Origin of the sequence: Roseobacter sp. HKCC-CH-9208, assembly GCF_037805125.1 — a bacterium.
Taxonomy (GTDB): domain Bacteria; phylum Pseudomonadota; class Alphaproteobacteria; order Rhodobacterales; family Rhodobacteraceae; genus M30B80.
Window position 1 is genome coordinate 411,842 of record NZ_JBBLYK010000001.1, and the last position, 17,415, is coordinate 429,256.

General features: G+C 57.7%; 18 protein-coding genes. 9 read left to right on the forward strand and 9 right to left on the reverse strand.

The genetic code is table 11. The features are described 5' to 3' along the window. The first annotated feature begins 91 nt into the window (after nucleotides 1–91). The 3 genes from pdhA to AAC621_RS02080 are packed head-to-tail and all read left to right on the forward strand — an operon-like array spanning nucleotide 92 to nucleotide 3,797. On the forward strand, nucleotides 92–1,111 hold the full coding sequence (gene pdhA, locus AAC621_RS02070; protein ID WP_340251721.1) for a pyruvate dehydrogenase (acetyl-transferring) E1 component subunit alpha: 1,020 nt from the start codon (nucleotides 92–94) through the stop codon (nucleotides 1,109–1,111). A gap of 21 nt (nucleotides 1,112–1,132) precedes the next feature. Next, nucleotides 1,133–2,497, forward strand: a complete 1,365-nt coding sequence (locus AAC621_RS02075) for a pyruvate dehydrogenase complex E1 component subunit beta (protein ID WP_340251724.1) — start codon at nucleotides 1,133–1,135, stop codon at nucleotides 2,495–2,497. A gap of 13 nt (nucleotides 2,498–2,510) precedes the next feature. Continuing rightward, a complete protein-coding gene (locus tag AAC621_RS02080) occupies nucleotides 2,511–3,797 on the forward strand; it encodes a pyruvate dehydrogenase complex dihydrolipoamide acetyltransferase (protein ID WP_340251727.1) in 1,287 nt (428 codons plus the stop codon). Nucleotides 3,798–3,850: 53 nt separating this feature from the next. Here AAC621_RS02080 and AAC621_RS02085 read toward each other — a convergent pair whose 3' ends face one another. From AAC621_RS02085 to AAC621_RS02095, 3 genes are all read right to left on the reverse strand, one after another. Next, nucleotides 3,851–4,387: a pseudouridine synthase gene (locus tag AAC621_RS02085; protein ID WP_340251730.1), complete on the reverse strand. Its 537-nt coding sequence runs from the start codon at nucleotides 4,385–4,387 to the stop codon at nucleotides 3,851–3,853. 56 nt (nucleotides 4,388–4,443) lie between these two features. Then, nucleotides 4,444–7,257, reverse strand: a complete 2,814-nt coding sequence (gene polA, locus AAC621_RS02090; RefSeq protein WP_340251732.1) for a DNA polymerase I — start codon at nucleotides 7,255–7,257, stop codon at nucleotides 4,444–4,446. An 81-nt stretch (nucleotides 7,258–7,338) separates the two neighbouring features. After that, nucleotides 7,339–7,524, reverse strand: coding sequence for a zinc-finger domain-containing protein (locus AAC621_RS02095; RefSeq protein ID WP_340251735.1), 186 nt, complete (start codon nucleotides 7,522–7,524; stop codon nucleotides 7,339–7,341). A 129-nt stretch (nucleotides 7,525–7,653) separates the two neighbouring features. Here AAC621_RS02095 and AAC621_RS02100 point away from each other — a divergent pair, with 129 nt between their 5' ends. After that, nucleotides 7,654–8,589, forward strand: coding sequence for an ABC transporter ATP-binding protein (locus AAC621_RS02100; RefSeq protein WP_340251738.1), 936 nt, complete (start codon nucleotides 7,654–7,656; stop codon nucleotides 8,587–8,589). On the opposite strand, the gene AAC621_RS02105 is transcribed toward AAC621_RS02100, so the two are convergent. Genes AAC621_RS02105 through nth form a run of 4 tightly spaced genes read right to left on the reverse strand, consistent with a single transcriptional unit; the run spans nucleotide 8,581 to nucleotide 10,841 of the window. After that, nucleotides 8,581–8,967, reverse strand: a complete 387-nt coding sequence (locus AAC621_RS02105; RefSeq protein WP_340251741.1) for a histidine triad nucleotide-binding protein — start codon at nucleotides 8,965–8,967, stop codon at nucleotides 8,581–8,583. The two genes, AAC621_RS02100 and AAC621_RS02105, sit on opposite strands and share 9 nt — an antisense overlap. A gap of 38 nt (nucleotides 8,968–9,005) precedes the next feature. Beyond that, a complete protein-coding gene (locus tag AAC621_RS02110) occupies nucleotides 9,006–9,158 on the reverse strand; it encodes a DUF5928 domain-containing protein (protein ID WP_340251743.1) in 153 nt (50 codons plus the stop codon). Nucleotides 9,159–9,204: 46 nt separating this feature from the next. Next, a complete protein-coding gene (locus tag AAC621_RS02115) occupies nucleotides 9,205–10,200 on the reverse strand; it encodes an adenosine kinase (RefSeq protein WP_340251745.1) in 996 nt (331 codons plus the stop codon). Continuing rightward, entirely contained in the window at nucleotides 10,197–10,841 is a 645-nt protein-coding gene (gene nth / locus AAC621_RS02120; protein WP_340251747.1) for an endonuclease III, read from the reverse strand. The genes AAC621_RS02115 and nth overlap by 4 nt, the downstream gene beginning before the upstream one ends. 137 nt (nucleotides 10,842–10,978) lie before the next feature. Here nth and AAC621_RS02125 point away from each other — a divergent pair, with 137 nt between their 5' ends. The 5 genes from AAC621_RS02125 (at nucleotide 10,979) to AAC621_RS02145 (ending at nucleotide 15,511) form a co-directional block, all read left to right on the forward strand. Beyond that, nucleotides 10,979–11,827, forward strand: a complete 849-nt coding sequence (locus AAC621_RS02125) for a methylated-DNA--[protein]-cysteine S-methyltransferase (protein WP_340251749.1) — start codon at nucleotides 10,979–10,981, stop codon at nucleotides 11,825–11,827. A 121-nt stretch (nucleotides 11,828–11,948) separates the two neighbouring features. After that, nucleotides 11,949–12,623, forward strand: coding sequence for an OmpA family protein (locus AAC621_RS02130; protein ID WP_340251751.1), 675 nt, complete (start codon nucleotides 11,949–11,951; stop codon nucleotides 12,621–12,623). 67 nt (nucleotides 12,624–12,690) lie between these two features. Continuing rightward, complete coding sequence (locus AAC621_RS02135; protein WP_340251753.1) at nucleotides 12,691–13,458, forward strand: FadR/GntR family transcriptional regulator; 768 nt, start codon at nucleotides 12,691–12,693, stop codon at nucleotides 13,456–13,458. Then, nucleotides 13,442–14,257 (forward strand): 3-oxoadipate enol-lactonase, encoded by an 816-nt coding sequence (gene pcaD, locus AAC621_RS02140; RefSeq protein WP_340251755.1) that lies wholly within the window; start codon nucleotides 13,442–13,444, stop codon nucleotides 14,255–14,257. The genes AAC621_RS02135 and pcaD overlap by 17 nt, the downstream gene beginning before the upstream one ends. A 42-nt stretch (nucleotides 14,258–14,299) precedes the next feature. Further along, nucleotides 14,300–15,511 (forward strand): TCR/Tet family MFS transporter, encoded by a 1,212-nt coding sequence (locus AAC621_RS02145; RefSeq protein WP_340251757.1) that lies wholly within the window; start codon nucleotides 14,300–14,302, stop codon nucleotides 15,509–15,511. Here AAC621_RS02145 and AAC621_RS02150 read toward each other — a convergent pair. Both AAC621_RS02150 and AAC621_RS02155 read right to left on the reverse strand, forming a co-directional pair. After that, entirely contained in the window at nucleotides 15,500–16,471 is a 972-nt protein-coding gene (locus AAC621_RS02150; RefSeq protein ID WP_340251759.1) for a threonine ammonia-lyase, read from the reverse strand. The genes AAC621_RS02145 and AAC621_RS02150 overlap by 12 nt on opposite strands. Then, a complete protein-coding gene (locus tag AAC621_RS02155; RefSeq protein WP_340251761.1) occupies nucleotides 16,468–17,310 on the reverse strand; it encodes an alpha/beta fold hydrolase in 843 nt (280 codons plus the stop codon). Before AAC621_RS02155 ends, AAC621_RS02150 begins: the two co-directional genes overlap by 4 nt. Nucleotides 17,311–17,415: the final 105 nt, after the last annotated feature.

The following is a 17,415-nucleotide window of genomic DNA, read 5'->3' on the forward strand; positions in this document are numbered from 1 at the left end:
AGGCTGAATTCCCCCTACCCTTTCCCCTGACTTTTGTGATAAAGAATAGTTCAACGTTAAACTATTCTTTCGAATGGGAGGGCCCAAGGATATGGCCGCGAAACGACCGACCCCCGCATCGAGCGGAAAAACCAAAGCGAAATCAAATGTTTCGCCTGATGAATTGAAAAAATTCTATCGCGAAATGTTGCTGATCCGCAGATTCGAAGAAAAAGCAGGTCAGCTTTACGGCATGGGTTTGATCGGTGGTTTTTGCCATCTCTATATTGGGCAAGAGGCGGTTGTTGTCGGCCTAGAGGCCGCGGCCAGCGAAGGCGACAAGCGGATCACCTCCTATCGCGACCACGGCCATATGCTGGCCTGCGGGATGGATGCCAAGGGTGTTATGGCCGAATTGACGGGCCGCATCGGGGGCTATTCCAAGGGCAAGGGCGGCTCGATGCATATGTTCTCGAAAGAGAAACATTTCTACGGCGGCCACGGCATCGTGGGCGCGCAAGTGCCATTGGGTGCGGGTCTGGCCTTCTCGGACAAATATCGCGGCAATGATCGCGTCACCTTTGCCTATTTCGGCGATGGTGCAGCCAACCAAGGTCAGGTCTACGAGACTTATAATATGGCCGAGCTGTGGTCGCTGCCTGTTGTTTTTGTGATTGAGAACAACCAATACGCGATGGGCACCTCAGTGCAGCGTTCAACAAAATCCCCAAGCCTATGGGAGCGCGGCGCGGCCTATGGGATCGCGGGCGAAGAGGTTGACGGGATGGATGTTCTGGCGGTCAAAGATGCGGGGCAACGCGCCGTTGCCTACTGCCGCGCTGGCAAAGGACCTTACATTCTGGAGGTCAAAACCTATCGCTATCGCGGACATTCGATGTCTGACCCTGCGAAATATCGCACCCGCGAAGAAGTGCAGGAAATGCGCGAAAAGCGCGATGCGATTGAACATGTTCGCCAATTGTTGCTGACGGGCGGTCACGCCTCTGAGGACAACCTCAAGGCGATTGATAAAGAAATCAAAGACATCGTGAATGAGGCCGCCGAATTCTCCAAAGAAAGCCCTGAGCCACCTTTGGATGAATTGTGGACAGATATTTACGCGGACGCGTGAGCGGAAGGAGAGGATAAACCAATGGCAACCGAAATTTTGATGCCCGCCCTTTCGCCAACGATGGAAGAAGGCACTTTGGCCAAATGGCTGGTTAAGGAAGGCGACACCGTGCAAGCGGGTGATATTCTCGCCGAGATTGAAACCGACAAGGCCACGATGGAATTCGAGGCGGTCGATGAAGGCGTGATCGGCAAGATCCTTGTGGCTGAGGGCACCGAAGGGGTGAAGGTGAACACCGCCATCGCCATCATCGGCGAAGCGGGCGAAGATATGAGCGCGACCCCTGCGGCAGCCTCCCCCGCCTCTGCGGCCCCCGTTGCAGAAGCGGCACCTGCCGCACCTGTGGCCGCGGCCCCTGCGGCGCCCGTGGCAGATCAAAGCCCCGATTGGCCCGAAGGCACGCCGATGAAAACGCAAACCGTGCGAGAAGCGTTGCGCGATGCCATGGCCGAAGAAATGCGCGGCAATGACAATGTGTTCTTGATGGGCGAAGAGGTCGGTGAATATCAAGGTGCCTATAAGATCAGCCAAGGTTTGTTGGATGAGTTCGGCGCAAAGCGCGTGATCGACACCCCCATCACCGAGCATGGCTTTGCAGGGATCGCGGTCGGTGCGGCCTTTGGCGGGCTGAACCCAATCGTGGAATTCATGACCTTTAACTTTGCCATGCAAGCGATTGACCAGATCATCAACTCGGCGGCAAAGACGCTTTATATGTCAGGCGGTCAGATGGGCTGTCCTATCGTGTTCCGTGGCCCGAACGGCGCCGCTGCCCGCGTGGGCGCACAGCACAGCCAAGATTACGCCGCATGGTATGCGCATATTCCAGGCCTAAAGGTGGTGCAGCCTTATACAGCCGCAGATGCCAAGGGCCTTTTGAAACAGGCCATCCGAGATCCGAACCCCGTGATCTTCCTTGAGAATGAAATTCTCTACGGCAAAACCTTTGAGGTGCCAGATCTGCCCGATTTCACCATTCCGTTTGGCAAGGCAAAAATTGCCCGTGCAGGGGATGATGTCACCCTCGTGTCCTTCGGGATCGGCATGACATACGCCATGGAGGCCGCCGAACGTCTGGCCGCCGAAGGCATTTCTGCTGAGGTGATCGACCTGCGCACATTGCGCCCCTTGGATTACGGCACGGTTTTGGCCTCCGTCCAAAAAACCAACCGCTGCGTGACGATCGAAGAAGGCTTCCCTGTGGCCTCCATCGGCAATCACATCTCGGCATATCTGATGCAGAACGCGTTTGATTATCTCGATGCGCCTGTGATCAATTGTACGGGCAAAGATGTGCCAATGCCCTATGCGGCGAACCTTGAGAAACTGGCCCTTGTCACCACCGATGAAGTGGTCGCAGCGGTCAAATCCGTAACCTATCGCTAAGGAGGGGCTGATTATGGCAACCGAAATTCTAATGCCCGCCCTGTCGCCCACAATGGAAGAGGGCACATTGGCGAAATGGTTGGTCAAAGAGGGTGACACTGTGCAAGCAGGCGACCTCTTGGCCGAGATTGAAACCGACAAGGCCACGATGGAATTCGAGGCCCTGGATGAAGGCGTGATTGGCAAAATCCTTGTGGCTGAGGGCACCGAAGGTGTGAAGGTCAACACCGCCATCGCCATTATTGGTGAGGCGGGCGAGGATATGAGCGCGGCACCCGCCGCAGCGGCCCCTGCCCCTGCGGCATCTGCACCCGCAGCCCAATCAGCCCCAGCCACACCTGCAACCCCCACACCTGCACCTGCGGCCCCTAAGGCAGAGGGCGCACGGGTTTTTGCCTCACCGCTTGCGCGGCGGATTGCGGCTGAAAAGGGCATCGACCTGACCAAAATGAAGGGCACAGGCCCACATGGGCGGATCGTGAAGGCCGATGTCGAAAGCGGCAAGGCGGTTACATCTGCCCCTGCGGTGACAGCGGCACCTGCGCGAAGCGCGCCTGCTCTGCCCGCCTCGCCCGGTGCAGATCAGATCAAGAAAATCTACGAAGGCCGCGATTATGAAGAAGTGGCTTTGGATGGGATGCGCAAAACTGTTGCCGCCCGCCTCACCGATGCCAAGCAAACCATCCCGCATTTCTATCTGCGCCGCGACATTCGGATCGACAATTTACTTGCCTTCCGCGGCCAGCTGAACGCGCAATTGGCGGCGCGGGATGTCAAGCTTTCGGTCAATGATTTCATCATCAAGGCCTGCGCCCTTGCCCTGCAGGAAGTGCCAGATGCCAATGCGGTTTGGGCGGGGGATCGTATCCTCAAGCTGAAACCGTCTGATGTTGCGGTGGCCGTGGCAATTGATGGTGGGCTGTTCACTCCTGTCCTCAAAGATGCGGATCAAAAATCCCTGTCGCGATTGTCGGCTGAGATGAAGGATCTGGCCGCACGCGCGCGGTCTAAGAAACTCGCCCCGCATGAATATCAGGGCGGCAGTTTCGCAATTTCCAATTTGGGTATGTTCGGGGTCGATAATTTCGATGCCGTTATCAACCCACCCCATGGCGCAATCTTGGCGGTTGGTGCAGGGGTGAAAAAGCCTGTCGTCAGCGAGGATGGCGCGGTGCAAGTGGCGACTGTAATGTCGGTCACGCTTTCCGTGGATCACCGCGCGATTGATGGTGCACTTGGGGCAGAATTACTGGCCTCCATTGTGCGCAATCTAGAAAACCCAATGGCGATGCTGGCCTAAAAGCCCGCAACATTCGGATAAGGGCGCGCAAGGTAAAAGCCTTGCGCGCCTTTTTATTTGGGCAATTCAATCTCGCGCCATGCGGCAGGGGGCAGGTCACCCAAAACCCAATCCCCGATTTGCCACCTAACAAGCCGCAAAACAGGCAAACCCACATGGGCGCACATCCGCCGCACTTGGCGGTTGCGTCCCTCAGTAATGGTGAGGCGCAGCCAATGATCTGGCACAGTTTGACGATAACGCACAGGCGGCACACGCGGCCAGAGCCAGTCAGGCTCGGCCACCTGCGCAACCTCGGCAGGGCGTGTTGGCCCATCTTTTAGCGTAATCCCTGCGCGCAATGCGCCAACGGCATCGGGGTTTGGTGCGCCCTCAACCATCGCATAATAGGTCTTAGGCAATTTGGCGGCAGGGCTTGTGATCTGCGCTTGCAGTCGGCCATCATTGGTCAGCAACAGCAGCCCTTCGCTGTCGCGATCCAACCGCCCCGCAGGATAAAGGCCAGGCAGATCCAAATAATCCGAAAGCCCCCGCCAATGACCATCGGGCGAAAATTGGCTTAGGACATCCATGGGCTTGTTAAAAGCCACAAGCCGCCTTGGCCCCTCAAGCGCCTTGCGGGGGCGCGGCCGATTTGTGCGCCCCCTCAATGCGCCTCGGCCCAATTCTTACCCTGCCCTGCATCCACGACCAACGGCACAGATAGATGCAAAACGGGGCTTGCCGCGCTTTCCATAACATCGCGGGCGCGGGCAATCAGGGCGTCCACCGCGCCCTCATCCACCTCAAAGACCAATTCATCATGCACCTGCAACAACATGGTTGCAGGCAAATCTGCGATTGCCTGATCCATGCGGATCATCGCGCGGCGGATAATATCGGCCGCGGTGCCTTGGATGGGCGCGTTGATGGCCGCGCGCTGCGCAAAGCCTGCGGCGGGGCCTTTCGCCTCGATATCAGGTGTATGAATTTTGCGGCCAAACAAGGTCTGCACATAGCGGTGCGATTTGGCGAATTCCTTGGTCGCGGTCATATAATCACGGATGCCCGGGAAACGCTCAAAATAGCGGTCGATAAACCCTTGCGCCTCAGCGCGTGGTATCCGCAAATTGCGCGCAAGACCAAAGCCAGAAATGCCATAAATGACCCCAAAATTGATTGCCTTGGCCTGACGGCGAATGTCCGAGGTCATTTGATCCAGTGGGATGCCGAACATTTCAGACGCTGTTGCGGCGTGAATGTCTTGCCCTTCGCGAAAGGCCTGTTTGAGTGCATCAATTCCCGCAATCTCGGCCAAAATGCGCAATTCAATTTGGCTGTAATCCAAACTGACCAAAACGCGCCCCTCAGGGGCCACAAAAGCCTCGCGGATGCGGCGACCTTCTTCGCTGCGGATGGGAATATTTTGTAGGTTCGGATCGGTTGAGGCCAGACGGCCTGTATTCGCGCCCGCAATGACGTAAGAGGTATGCACGCGGCCCGTTTCGGGGTTGATATGATCTTGCAACGCATCGGTATAGGTCGATTTCAGCTTGGCAATCTGGCGCCAATCCAAAAGGCGCGCAGGCAATTCGTGACCCGCGGCGGCGAAATCTTCGAGGATATCCGCCCCCGTGGAATAGGCCCCCGTCTTGCCCTTTTTGCTCCCTTCAAGGCCCATCTTGTCGAACAAGATTTCACCAAGTTGTTTGGGGCTCGCCAGATTGAACGCCTCGCCCGCCAATTCATGCGCTTCGGCCTCGAGCGCCGCCATTTTCTGCGCAAAGGCGTTGGACATACGGCTCAGCACATCGCGGTCAACGCAGACCCCTGCCATTTCCATACGCGCCAAAACGGGCACAAGTGGGCGTTCGAGCGTTTCATAAACCCGTGTCACCTGCACCTGATGCAACTGAGGCTTGAACACCTGCCACAGGCGCAAGGTGATATCGGCATCCTCCGCCGCATAGGGGGCTGCATCTTCAATCTTGACCAAGTCAAAGGTGATTGCGGCCTTGCCCGCCCCAAGCAGGGTTTTAATCGGGATCGGTTCATGATCGAGATAGCGCGCAGAGAGCGCATCCATCCCATGCCCGTGCAACCCGCCATGCAGCGCATAAGACATCAGCATTGTGTCATCAATTGGCGCGACCTTGATCCCGTATCGGGCCAAGATTTTCGCGTCATATTTCATATTTTGCCCGATTTTGACGATGGACTCATCCTCGAACACGGGCCGCAATGCATCTAGGGCTATGGCAAGCGGCATTTGCCCCTCGACCAATACGGCGCTGCCAAAGAGATCATCCCCGCCTGCGCGGTGTTGCAGAGGGATATAACAGGCCCGCCCTGCCTTGGTGGCCAAGGACACGCCAACCAATTCGGCGCGCATCTCATCTAGGGCGGTTGTCTCGGTATCAATCGCAATGAACCCTTGCGCGCGCGCCGCCTCAAGCCATGGGGTAAGCGCCTCAAGCGTTGTGATTGTCACATACTGGCCATGATCAAAGGCAGGGAATTCTGGTGCGGCGGGGGCCGCCCCGCCCGCAGGCGCAGGGGCCGCGGCGCTCGCCTGAATTTCAGGGGCCTCAACCGCCAAATGATCCGCGACACGCTTGGTCAGGCTGCGAAACTCCATCGCGGCCAGAAATTGCATCAGCGTCTCTGGTTCGGGGTCTTTAACCTCTAAATCGTCAAGGGTGATTTCAAGCGGCACTTGAGCATCGAGACTGACCAATTGCCGCGACAATCGAATTTGATCGGCAAACTCAATCAACGCCTCGCGCCGCTTGGGCTGTTTGATTTCCTCGGCCCGCGCCAGAAGCGTGTCTAAATCGCCATATTCATTGATCAAAAGCGCGGCTGTTTTTATCCCGATGCCAGGCGCCCCGGGAATATTGTCAACACTATCCCCCGCCAAGGATTGCACATCAATCACCCGCTCAGGCCCGACCCCAAATTTTGCAAAAACACCGTCAGCATCAATGCGCGCATTTTTCATCGCATCGAACATCTCGACCCCACCGCCGACAAGCTGCATCAGGTCTTTATCCGATGAGATAATCGTGCAGCGCCCCCCTGCCTCGCGCGCTTGCCGCGCAAGGGTGGCGATGATGTCATCCGCCTCGTATCCCTCCAACTCCAGACAGGCGAGGTTAAAGGCCCGCGTGGCTTCGCGAGTCAGTGGCATTTGCGGGCGCAAATCCTCGGGCATGGCATCACGATTGGCTTTGTAGAGATCGTATAGATCATTGCGGAACGTGTGGCTGCCTTTGTCAAACACCACCGCCGCATGGGTCGGCCCGTCAGAGCCGCCATTCTCGACAATCATTTTCAAAAGCATATTGCAAAAGCCCGACACCGCCCCAATGGGCAGGCCATCGGATTTGCGCGTCAGCGGCGGCAGCGCATGATAGGCCCGAAAAATAAAGGCCGAGCCATCAACGAGATGAAGGTGGCACCCTTTGCTAAATCCGCTCATATTCACACCGCGCTTGTTTCTGGGGTCTTGCTTCCCCTGTTCTAGCGCAGCATCAGAGCGGATGCGACCCGAAAGCGGTGCTTAGGACTTGGCCTTTTTGGCGGCGCTTTCGTGAATGAACATTTTGTCGCAATAGCCACATTCGACACGGCCCGTTTCATGCGGAATGGACAGCCACACCCGTGGATGACCCAAGGCGCCCTGCCCGCCATCGCAGGCCACACGCCATTGGCTGACAATCTCGGTTTCTGGGGCGTCCATGGTCATTGAGCCGTTCCTCCTGTCCTGTCTGTCTGCGCGCGGTGCGCACGCGGGCTGCTTGCCCTAGCCGTAGCATAGGCTTACATCTGCCTCATATCGCAGTTTGCCTCCCATCGGGCAAGAGGAGACAGGACAATGCCACGCGAAAACGCCATCGAGTTGCGCAATTTGCGTAAGACCTACGCGGCCACTGCGCGCAGCCCTGCCAAAGAGGCGCTGAAGGGCGTTGATCTCGACATTCCACGCGGGTCTATTTTTGGGCTTTTGGGGCCAAATGGCGCGGGCAAATCCACGATGATCAACATTCTGGCGGGGCTTGTAACCAAGACCTCAGGCCAAGTGACAATTTGGGGGTTTGATCAGGACAAAAACCCCCGCCAATCGCGCGCCTCTATCGGGGTGATGCCCCAAGAATTGAACATCGACCCGTTTTTCACCCCCCGCGCGGCATTGGATGTGCAGGCAGGCTTGTATGGAATGCCAAAATCGCAACGCGATGTTGAGGGGGTTTTGCGCCTCATTGGACTTGAGGATAAGGCCGAAGCCTATGCCCGTACCCTCTCTGGCGGGATGCGGCGCAGATTGCTCCTTGGCAAGGCATTGATACACAACCCCCATGTGCTGGTTTTGGATGAACCAACCGCAGGGGTCGATATTGAATTACGTCAAATGTTATGGGCCAATGTGCGTCGCCTGAATGAAGAGCGCGGCATGACCATCATTCTGACCACCCATTACCTGGAAGAAGCTGAGGAGATGTGCGATGAAATCGCCATCATCAACCACGGCGCGGTGATCGCGCGCGACCGCACCGAAAACTTACTGGCGCAGATGGATCAAAAAAGCCTTGTGATCTTGCCAGAAGGGCCAAGCGATGCTGTCACCGCCCCGCAAGGCGTAACCCTTGAGCGGCGCAGCGATGGTGCATTGGTCTTTAGCTATAGCCGCGCCAAAACTAGCCCTGCGGCGATTTTAGACAGTCTGCGGGTTGCGGGCGTGGGCATTCGTGACGTGAAAACCCAAGAACCCGATTTGCAGGATGTCTTTGTCTCGCTCACGCAATCAGCCTGAGCGCTTCGCCAATAAGGGCCCCAAAGCCGCCCCACCCAAAAGATGCAGGTGATAATGCGGTACTTCTTGTCCACCATGATCGCCCGCGTTGGAGATGACGCGATAGCCCTGCCCCCCTTCAGCCAAGGACAGGCCAAGCTCTTTGCACAGCCGCCCCGTTAGGCGCACAAAATCCAAGATTTCCGCGTCTGACGCGTTTTGTGCAAAATCATCATAGGTCACATAGGCCCCTTTGGGGATCACCAGAATATGGGTCGGCGCCTGTGGCCCGATATCGTGAAAGGCCAAACAATGATCAGTCTCAGCGACCGTGTTGTTTGGAATCTCCCCGCGCAGGATTTTGGCAAAGATATTCTGCGGATCGTACTCATGCGGCATATTTTGCTGCCCCCTTTTGGCTTTGGCTTTGGCAGGGGTTAGTCGTCTAACAAATGCGGCGTGTTCAACAGCCCCTGCGCCTGTTCCTGCGATATGGTGAAGAATTGCGCAAGCGCCTGCAAGTTCTCATCGCTATTGCGTGATTGACGGATGATGTAATGCGGATCAAACCCTGCCAATAAAATGCCCATTGGCGAGATTGATCTAGACGAGGTGCACGCCAAACTGGGCGATTGATCAGATCAAGTTTTGATCGGCGAATACCGCGCGCAGGCTGCGCTTGGGGCGCGGGCCGATTTGGGCGATCACCTCTGCCGCCGCAGCCACACCCATCTCGCCTGCGCGCGCAATGCCAACATCCATCGCCATCCCGCCCAAGAACCCCGCGGCGAATTGGTCGCCCGCTCCTGTTGCATCCACAGGGGTGACGGGGTTTACAGCAACCTCGCAACGCGTGCCTTGGTGGATGATCTTCACCGCCTCGCCCGAATGGGTGCAGACAATCAGCCCACACGCCCCCGCGGCCTCGGCCAAGGCCGCGTCAAGATCGCTGGTCTGATAGAGCGAGAGCCATTCTTCATGGTTGCCAATGGTGAAATCCATACCTTGCGCAATCAGGTTGCGAAAATCATCGCGGTGCCTGTCCACACAAAACGGATCAGACAGGGTGATCCCCACTTTGCCCCCGCCCGCGCGGCAGGCCTGACCTGCAAGGGTAAAGGCGGACTTGCCTTCGGGTTTGTCATAGAGATAGCCCTCCAAAAACATCCAGCGCGCGGCTTTGGCAGTGTCGACATCCACATCCGCCTCGTTAAAATCAGCGCCTGCCCCAAGATATGTATTCATCGAGCGCTCACCATCTGATGAGACAAAAATCATCGAGCGCGATGTGGGGGGCAAATCCATGTCTGCCACGGGCGGGTTGGGAAAATCGCTGCCATCGGCACGCATGCCATCGGCGTAAAATCGGCCCAACTCATCGTCTTTGACCTTACCCAAGAACGCGGTTTTCAGCCCCAAACTGGCCGCACCTGCGATTGTATTGGCCACCGATCCGCCAGCGGTCTGCACACGATCCGTCATCGCGGCATAAAGCGTCTCGGCGCGATCCTTGTCGATCAATTGCATGATGCCCTTGTCAATTCCCATGTCAGCCAAAAACGCGTCATTGCCATGTGCGATCACATCAACAATGGCATTCCCGATGCCGACCAGATCATAGGTATTGCTCATTGGGTTTTTTCCTCGAATTGACACAAGTCTATGATCGGGCACGCCCCGCATTTGGGTTTGCGCGCCACGCAGATATAGCGGCCATGCAAGATCAGCCAGTGATGGGCGTGCAGTTGGTATGGGGCGGGGACATGATCCTCAATCGCGCGCTCAACCGCATCGACTGATTTGCCAACGGCAATGCCCGTTCGATTGCCCACGCGGAAAATATGCGTATCCACCGCCTGCGCGGGCTGCCGCCACCACATGTTCAAGACCACATTCGCGGTTTTGCGCCCTACCCCTGGCAACGCCTGAAGCGCGGCGCGCGAGGCAGGCACGACACCATCATGTTCTTCCACCAAGATTTGCGCCATTTTGATCACATTCTTGGCCTTGTTGCGATAAAGCCCGATGGTCTTGATATGTTCAATCAGCCCCGCTTCGCCCAGCTCCAGCATTTTCTGCGGCGTATCCGCTATCTGAAAGAGCTTTGCAGTGGCGCGGTTCACGCCCGCATCTGTGGCCTGTGCGGAAAGGGCAACAGCCACTAAAAGCGTGTAGACATTGACATGGTGAAGCTCGCCCTTGGGTTCGGGTTCAGCCGCCTCAAAGCGGGAAAAGATTTCGACAAGGGTGCTGTAATCCAATTGGCGTGCCATGGCCTCTTGTGGCGATTGGGGCGCGCGGGCGCAAGCCCTGTTGAAGGGCTTTTGCGCAAGTTTCGGGTCGCGCGGCACCAAGGCCTCGCGTAGGTTTAGTGTAGGCACATCAGAGCAAATAGGGACGAAGCCGCGCGATGAAGACCACCGACAGTGAAACCGAGTATCACTATGGCGTCATTGCCCGCGCCATCGCCCTGATTGATGAAAACCCTGCTGTGGCCAGTAACCTTGACCATCTGGCCGCTAAAATCGGGCTAAGCCCTGCGCATTTGCAGCGGGTCTTTTCGCGCTATGCGGGCATCTCACCCAAGCGCTATGCGCAATTCCTGACGCTTGGCCATGCGAAATCGCTTTTGACCACGCGCCACAGCACGCTTGAAACAGCTGTGCTGACGGGGCTTTCTGGCACGGGCAGGCTTTATGACTTATTCCTGCGATGGGAGGCCATGGCCCCCGGTGACTATGCCAAAGGCGGCGCGGGCCTGACCCTGCGCTTCGGATGGTTTGACAGCGCCTTTGGCCCCGCTTTGATCGTTGCATCAGATCGCGGGATTTGCGGGCTTGGCTTTGCCGCTGAGATGGGAGAAGCGGCCTGTTTGGCGGATATGACAAGACGTTGGCCCAAAGCCGATTTGCAGCACGACCAAGCGGCCATCGCCCCATGGGCAAATGCCGCCCTAAGCGCCAAGGGCGAGGCGTCTTTGCACCTAATAGGCGCCCCGTTTCAGATCAAGGTTTGGGAGGCGCTGATGAATGTGCCCGCAGGCCATGTCACCACCTATTCCGAAATTGCAGCAGCCATTGGCGCGCCAAAGGCGGTCAGGGCGGTTGGCACGGCGGTGGGGCGCAATCCCATCTCGCTGCTTATTCCCTGCCATCGCGCCTTGCGCAAATCGGGCGAGATGGGGGGCTATCATTGGGGCCTGCCCGTCAAACGCGCGATGTTGGCATGGGAAACCGCCGCCTTTGAGGCGCAAGGCTAAAGCTCACGCGCCTCTCACGTCTGCGCGAGGCTTTGCCGATTGCAAGCTTACCCGCTTTCTTTTGCTGCGGCGCAAAGCTATGATGGACGCACGAGCAAATAACCAAGAAAGAAGGTGTTCCATGGCGCAACAGACTGCAGGCCTGCGCGTGAAATCTCTGGGCGTATTGAGCGCGGTTGCCCTTGTGTTGAGTGGCTGTGTCCAAAGCACCGCCGCTGATCCAAACGCCAACCGCACCCGTGACGGGGCGATTGTAGGCGCGATGTTGGGCGGCTTTCTGGGCGCGACCCGTGACGGAGAAAACAGCCGCCGCGATACCGTGATCGGTGCGGCAGCGGGGGCTGCAATTGGTGCAGGGATTGGGTCAATGCTAGATCGCCAAGCGGCTGATCTGCGGGCGCAGATGGATAATGAAAACATCATGATCCAGAACACAGGTGACGAATTGATTGTCACCTTGCCCGAGGGCATCTTGTTCGACACGGACAGCGCCGCCATTCGGGCCATGCTGCAATCGGATTTGCGGGCCTTGGCGCAGAACCTTCAAACCTATCCTGACACGACTGTTGATGTGATCGGTCACACCGATAATACGGGGTCGTCTGGCTATAATATGGATCTGTCCTCGCGCCGTGCGAGCGCGGTTGCGGGAGTCTTGCTTGAAGAGGGGGTTGCCCCTTGGCGCGTGCGCAGTTTTGGCCGTGGCGAAACTGAACCAGTCGCCTCGAACCTGACCCCTGAGGGACGGCAGCAAAACCGCCGCGTAGAAATCTTTATTCGCCCCAGCACCCAATGAGGTGCTAATTCCTTGCCCCGCGCCCTGTCTGGTCATATAAATTGACCAATCAGGGAGGGGCGCGCGGATGCCATTTCAACGGATCGAAGCCGAAAAACTGTCGCATTCTGTGCAGCGCCAGATAGAAATGCTGATCTTGCGCGGCATATTACGCCCTGGTGAACGGCTGCCATCTGAGCGGGAATTGTCAGAGCGGCTTGGGGTTTCGCGCCCCTCGCTGCGCGAAGCGATTGCCGATTTGCAAGATCGCGGCCTTCTGGCAACCCGCGCAGGCGCAGGGATTTATGTCGCCGATGTCTTGGGGTCTGCGTTCTCACCTGCCCTGATCCGCCTGTTTGGCAGCCACCCAGAGGCGGTGTTTGACTATGTGGCCTTCCGCCGAGATATGGAGGCTTTGGCCGCAGAACGCGCCGCACAATTTGCCTCGGACACTGACCTCAAAGTGATCGACACCGTATTTCGCAAAATGGAAGCTGCCCATTCCAAGCGCAACCCTGCGGATGAGGCTGATCTTGATGCGCAATTTCATATGGCGATCATTGAAGCCAGTCACAATGTCATCATGCTCCATATGATGCGCTCTATGTTTGATCTGCTGCGCGAAGGTGTGTTTTACAACCGCTCGGTCATGTTCAAGCAACGCACAACGCGCGATTTGCTGCTCGATCATCACCGCGCGATCAATGATGCGATCCAAGCCCGCGATGGAGAGGCGGCGCGGTCCGCCATCCGCCACCATCTGACCTATGTCGAAGAAGATTTGCATCGGCAACAAAAGGCCGAAGCCAATGAACAAATCGCCAAATTGCGCTATGACCATGAACGCGAAAGATAACACCGCCTTCGATTTGACCCTGAACGGGGTGCGCCATCATGTTGAGCGATGGGGCGGCGATCAGGCCCCCGCGCTTGTGCTATGTCACGGCTTGGGGTGCAGCACGCGGCTTTGGGATGGGGTGATTCCGCATTTGCCCGAAGGTTTGCAGATCATCGCCTATGATATGCGCGGCCATGGCCAGAGCGATATTCCAGACGGCCCCTATTCCATGGGGATGCTGATCCGCGATGCTGAGGCGTTGTTGGATGAATTGGGGCTTTCTGAGGTGATGTTCTTGGGTCTGTCTCTTGGAGGAATGGTAGCGCAAGGATTGGCGGCAAAGCGGCTTGACCTCATTCGCGCACTTATCCTGTCGAATACAGCCACCAAAATCGGCACGCGCGAGATGTGGCAGTCACGCATTGCCACAATCGCCAAGGGCGGCATGGCGGCCGCAGCCCCCGCCTTGATGGAGCGTTGGTTCACCCGCGCCTTTCGCGCCAGAGGGGGACACGCAGCTTTTGAGGAAGGCCTGAAAAATGTCTCCCTAAGAGGCTATCTCGCCGGGGCCGAGGCCATATCAGGCAGTGATTTTTACACCACCACCGCCGCTTTGCGCCTCCAGACCCTTGTCATTGCGGGGGCCGAAGATGGATCCACCCCGCCCGATCTGATGCGCGAGATGGCGGATCTGATCCACGGCGCGCGGTTTGAATTGATGCGCGATGCAGGGCATTTGCCCCCTGTCGAGGCGCCCGAAGATTATGCAGCCTTGATCACAGACTTCATCGCGGCCACAGGCCATCTGTCAACCTAGCTTGACAAGTCGCATCCCTCCTCGCATGAGGGGTCTATGACAATGCGCCTGTCGCTCATCTTTATCATGATCACAGTGACGCTTGATGCCATGGGTATCGGGCTGATCTTGCCTGTCATGCCAGACCTTATTGAGGAGGTGCAGGGGATCACCCTCTCTGATGCCGCAATTTGGGGCGGCATCTTGTCGGCCTCTTATGCGGTGATGCAATTCATCTTTTCCCCCATCATTGGCAATCTGTCAGACCGATTTGGCCGCCGCCCCATTTTGCTGATCTCGCTTTTGGTGATGACGGTGGATTATCTGATCATGTCGCAAGCCAATTCGATTTGGTTGCTGCTTTTGGGGCGGGTTATTGCAGGCATTGCCGCTGCAACCCACGCCACCGCCCTTGCCTATATGGCCGATCTTTCCCCCGCTGAAAAACGCGCGCAGAATTTTGGGCTGATCTCGGCAGGGTTTGGGATGGGATTTATTTTGGGCCCCGTTCTGGGCGGTATTTTGGGAGGGCTTGATCCGCGCGCGCCGTTTTATGCGGCGGCCCTTCTGGCTGGATTAAACCTGATCTTTGGGATTTTCGTAGCACCCGAAACGCTGCGGGCCGAAAATCGCCGCCCCTTCAAATGGGCACGGGCCAACCCTTTGGGCGGCATCATGGAAATTGGGGCGCTGCCAAATCTCGCCCCGCTTTTAGCCGTGATGTTGGCCTATCAAATTTCAAATTTCGTCTACCCCACGATCTGGGCCTATTACACCCAAGCCGCCTTTGGATGGGATACTGGCCTGATTGGGGCCTCATTGGCGGCCTATGGTGTGGCCATTTCCGTTACACAGGGCGCATTGATCCGACCGATCCTGTCCTATTTGGGCGAGGCGCGCGCGGTGCGATATGGCTTGATCCTGAATATTCTATCGCTGTGGGGCTACGGGTTTGCGCCTGAGGCATGGATGGTTTGGGTGTTGATCCCGATCTCATCCGTGGGCGCGGTGGTGGCCCCCGCGATGCAGGCGCTGATGTCCCGCGCGGCAGGGGCAGATCAACAAGGGGCCCTGCAAGGCGTGCTTGCTTCCTGCTCCGCCTTGTCGATGATCATCTCGCCCCTTGTCATGACCCAAGCGTTTTTCTGGTTCACCCGCGAAGGGGCCAACCTTTACCTGCCGGGCGCTGCCTTCTTGGTGTCAAGCCTGCTGATGGTGGCGTCCCTCGTGATCTTCGTCAGCAAGGGACGCGGGATCACGACCTCAACCGCGTAAAATATCGGCGAAGAGATCAGGATCAACATTACCCCCTGACAAGGTGACGATGGCCGTGTCGCCCTCCAATTCGGCCCCATGATAGAGTGCGGCGGCCAAGGCCACCGCGCCACCTGGTTCAACCACCAGCTTCAAATGCGCATAGGCTGCGCGCATGGCAGCGCGCACCTCGTCATCGCTGACCACGATCCCCGCTCCTGCCAGGCGGTTAAGGATGGGAAAGGTCAACTGCCCTGGCGCAGGGGTGACAATCGCATCACAAAGCCCTGCTTCTGGCCCCGTGTTGCGACAAATCTCGCCCGCAGCCAGACTGCGGGCCGTGTCATTAAACCCTTCAGGTTCGACTGTGCGCAGGCGCATTTGTGGTGCATCCGCCTCAAGCGCCAAGGCAATGCCCGCAGAAAGCCCGCCGCCGCCGCAACAGGCCAGAACCTCGGCCCGCTCAATACCCGCCTCGCGCGCCTGTTGGGCTATCTCAAGCCCGCAGGTGCCCTGCCCCGCGATCACATCTGCATTATCAAATGGTTTGATCAAAGGCAGGCCGCGCTCTTCTTGCAGGCGCGCGCCGATCACATTGCGATCCTCCCCCCCTTTGCGGTCATAAAGGATCACTTCGGCCCCATAAAAGCGCGTATTGTCGACCTTGGCTAGTGGCGCATCGGCGGGCATGATGATGGTGGCCTGCACCCCATGCAGCGCGGCGGCATAGGCCACACCTTGCGCATGATTGCCCGATGAGAAGGCAAGCACGCCTTTGGCGCGCTCTGCTGCAGGTAAATTTGAGACGGCAGACCACGCCCCGCGAAACTTAAAACTGCCTGTCAGTTGCAAAACCTCGGCCTTTGCAAAAACCCTACGCCCCGCAATGTCATCTAGGGCGGGCGCGGATAAGAGCGGGGTTTGACGCACATGGCCCTTAGCGCGGGCAGCAGCGGCACGGATTTGCGCGATATCGCTCATGCGATCTCCTTCAGAAATTGGGATATCACCGCCTGTGATGCGGGTTCATCGAGAAAGGGAACATGACCACGATCAGGCAGGTCAGCGTAAATCATATCGGGCCTGCGGGCGCGCATTTTTTCGGCCACCTCCCACGATAGAATATTTGACCCTGCCCCACGGATCAGCGCAAGGGGCAGCGCGGCCAAAGCATCGAAACAGGGCCAAAGATCAATGGGCTTGGCATCAGCGGCAAAGGCGGGCGCAACCGCCTCGCGCAGGCGCGGATCATAGCGCACATGCAGTCCCGCCTCATCCTCGCGCCACAGCCGCGCCACATGGGCGGCCCATGTTTCAGAGGGCACATTGCGGAAACTGGGGTGCAGATCAGGCATGGCCGCCGCCGCCTCGGCCAAACTGCGAAACTTGGGTCTGCGGCCAATATAACCCATGATCGCGGACAACCCTTCGGGCATAATTTCGGGGCCAATATCGTTGAGGCAAACACCGCTGAGCCGTGCGCGCGCCGTAAGCCCCATGATCATCGCCACAATCCCCCCGCGCGAGGTGCCCAATATCGCCGCTTGCGCAAGTCCCAAATGATCCAGCAGGGTCACGACATCTTCGGCCTCTTGCAAAGGGGTGTAGGTGGCGGGATCCGCATAATCCGACCCGCCCCGCCCCCGAAAATCAAGGCGAATGATGCGCGCCTGATCGCAAAAATCGCGCACCACAAAATCAAAATCCTCGCGATTACGCGTCAGACCAGCAAGACAGAGCAGAACAGGCCCCGCCCCGCCCGTGTCATCATAGGCAAGGCTCACCCCATCTTTGGCGGTCACATAGGCCGTTTCGCCCATCAGATACCCCCCTCTCGCGCATCTACGGGGTCAGAGTATCAGCCGCCTTCGCGTGCACAATCGCAAAATTCACCAACGGGGTTTCAATCTGGGGTAGAAACGCCT

Coding starts and splice junctions, on each gene's coding strand:
- AAC621_RS02155 (WP_340251761.1), bottom strand. CDS start 17,310: ATGGGCGAAACGGCCTATGTGACCGCCAAAGATGGGGTGAGCCTTGCC.
- AAC621_RS02130 (WP_340251751.1), top strand. CDS start 11,949: ATGGCGCAACAGACTGCAGGCCTGCGCGTGAAATCTCTGGGCGTATTG.
- AAC621_RS02080 (WP_340251727.1), top strand. CDS start 2,511: ATGGCAACCGAAATTCTAATGCCCGCCCTGTCGCCCACAATGGAAGAG.
- pcaD (WP_340251755.1), top strand. CDS start 13,442: ATGAACGCGAAAGATAACACCGCCTTCGATTTGACCCTGAACGGGGTG.
- AAC621_RS02110 (WP_340251743.1), bottom strand. CDS start 9,158: ATGGGCATTTTATTGGCAGGGTTTGATCCGCATTACATCATCCGTCAA.
- AAC621_RS02135 (WP_340251753.1), top strand. CDS start 12,691: ATGCCATTTCAACGGATCGAAGCCGAAAAACTGTCGCATTCTGTGCAG.
- AAC621_RS02095 (WP_340251735.1), bottom strand. CDS start 7,524: ATGACCATGGACGCCCCAGAAACCGAGATTGTCAGCCAATGGCGTGTG.
- AAC621_RS02105 (WP_340251741.1), bottom strand. CDS start 8,967: ATGCCGCATGAGTACGATCCGCAGAATATCTTTGCCAAAATCCTGCGC.
- polA (WP_340251732.1), bottom strand. CDS start 7,257: ATGAGCGGATTTAGCAAAGGGTGCCACCTTCATCTCGTTGATGGCTCG.
- AAC621_RS02100 (WP_340251738.1), top strand. CDS start 7,654: ATGCCACGCGAAAACGCCATCGAGTTGCGCAATTTGCGTAAGACCTAC.
- nth (WP_340251747.1), bottom strand. CDS start 10,841: ATGGCACGCCAATTGGATTACAGCACCCTTGTCGAAATCTTTTCCCGC.
- pdhA (WP_340251721.1), top strand. CDS start 92: ATGGCCGCGAAACGACCGACCCCCGCATCGAGCGGAAAAACCAAAGCG.
- AAC621_RS02145 (WP_340251757.1), top strand. CDS start 14,300: ATGCGCCTGTCGCTCATCTTTATCATGATCACAGTGACGCTTGATGCC.
- AAC621_RS02075 (WP_340251724.1), top strand. CDS start 1,133: ATGGCAACCGAAATTTTGATGCCCGCCCTTTCGCCAACGATGGAAGAA.
- AAC621_RS02150 (WP_340251759.1), bottom strand. CDS start 16,471: ATGAGCGATATCGCGCAAATCCGTGCCGCTGCTGCCCGCGCTAAGGGC.
- AAC621_RS02125 (WP_340251749.1), top strand. CDS start 10,979: ATGAAGACCACCGACAGTGAAACCGAGTATCACTATGGCGTCATTGCC.
- AAC621_RS02115 (WP_340251745.1), bottom strand. CDS start 10,200: ATGAGCAATACCTATGATCTGGTCGGCATCGGGAATGCCATTGTTGAT.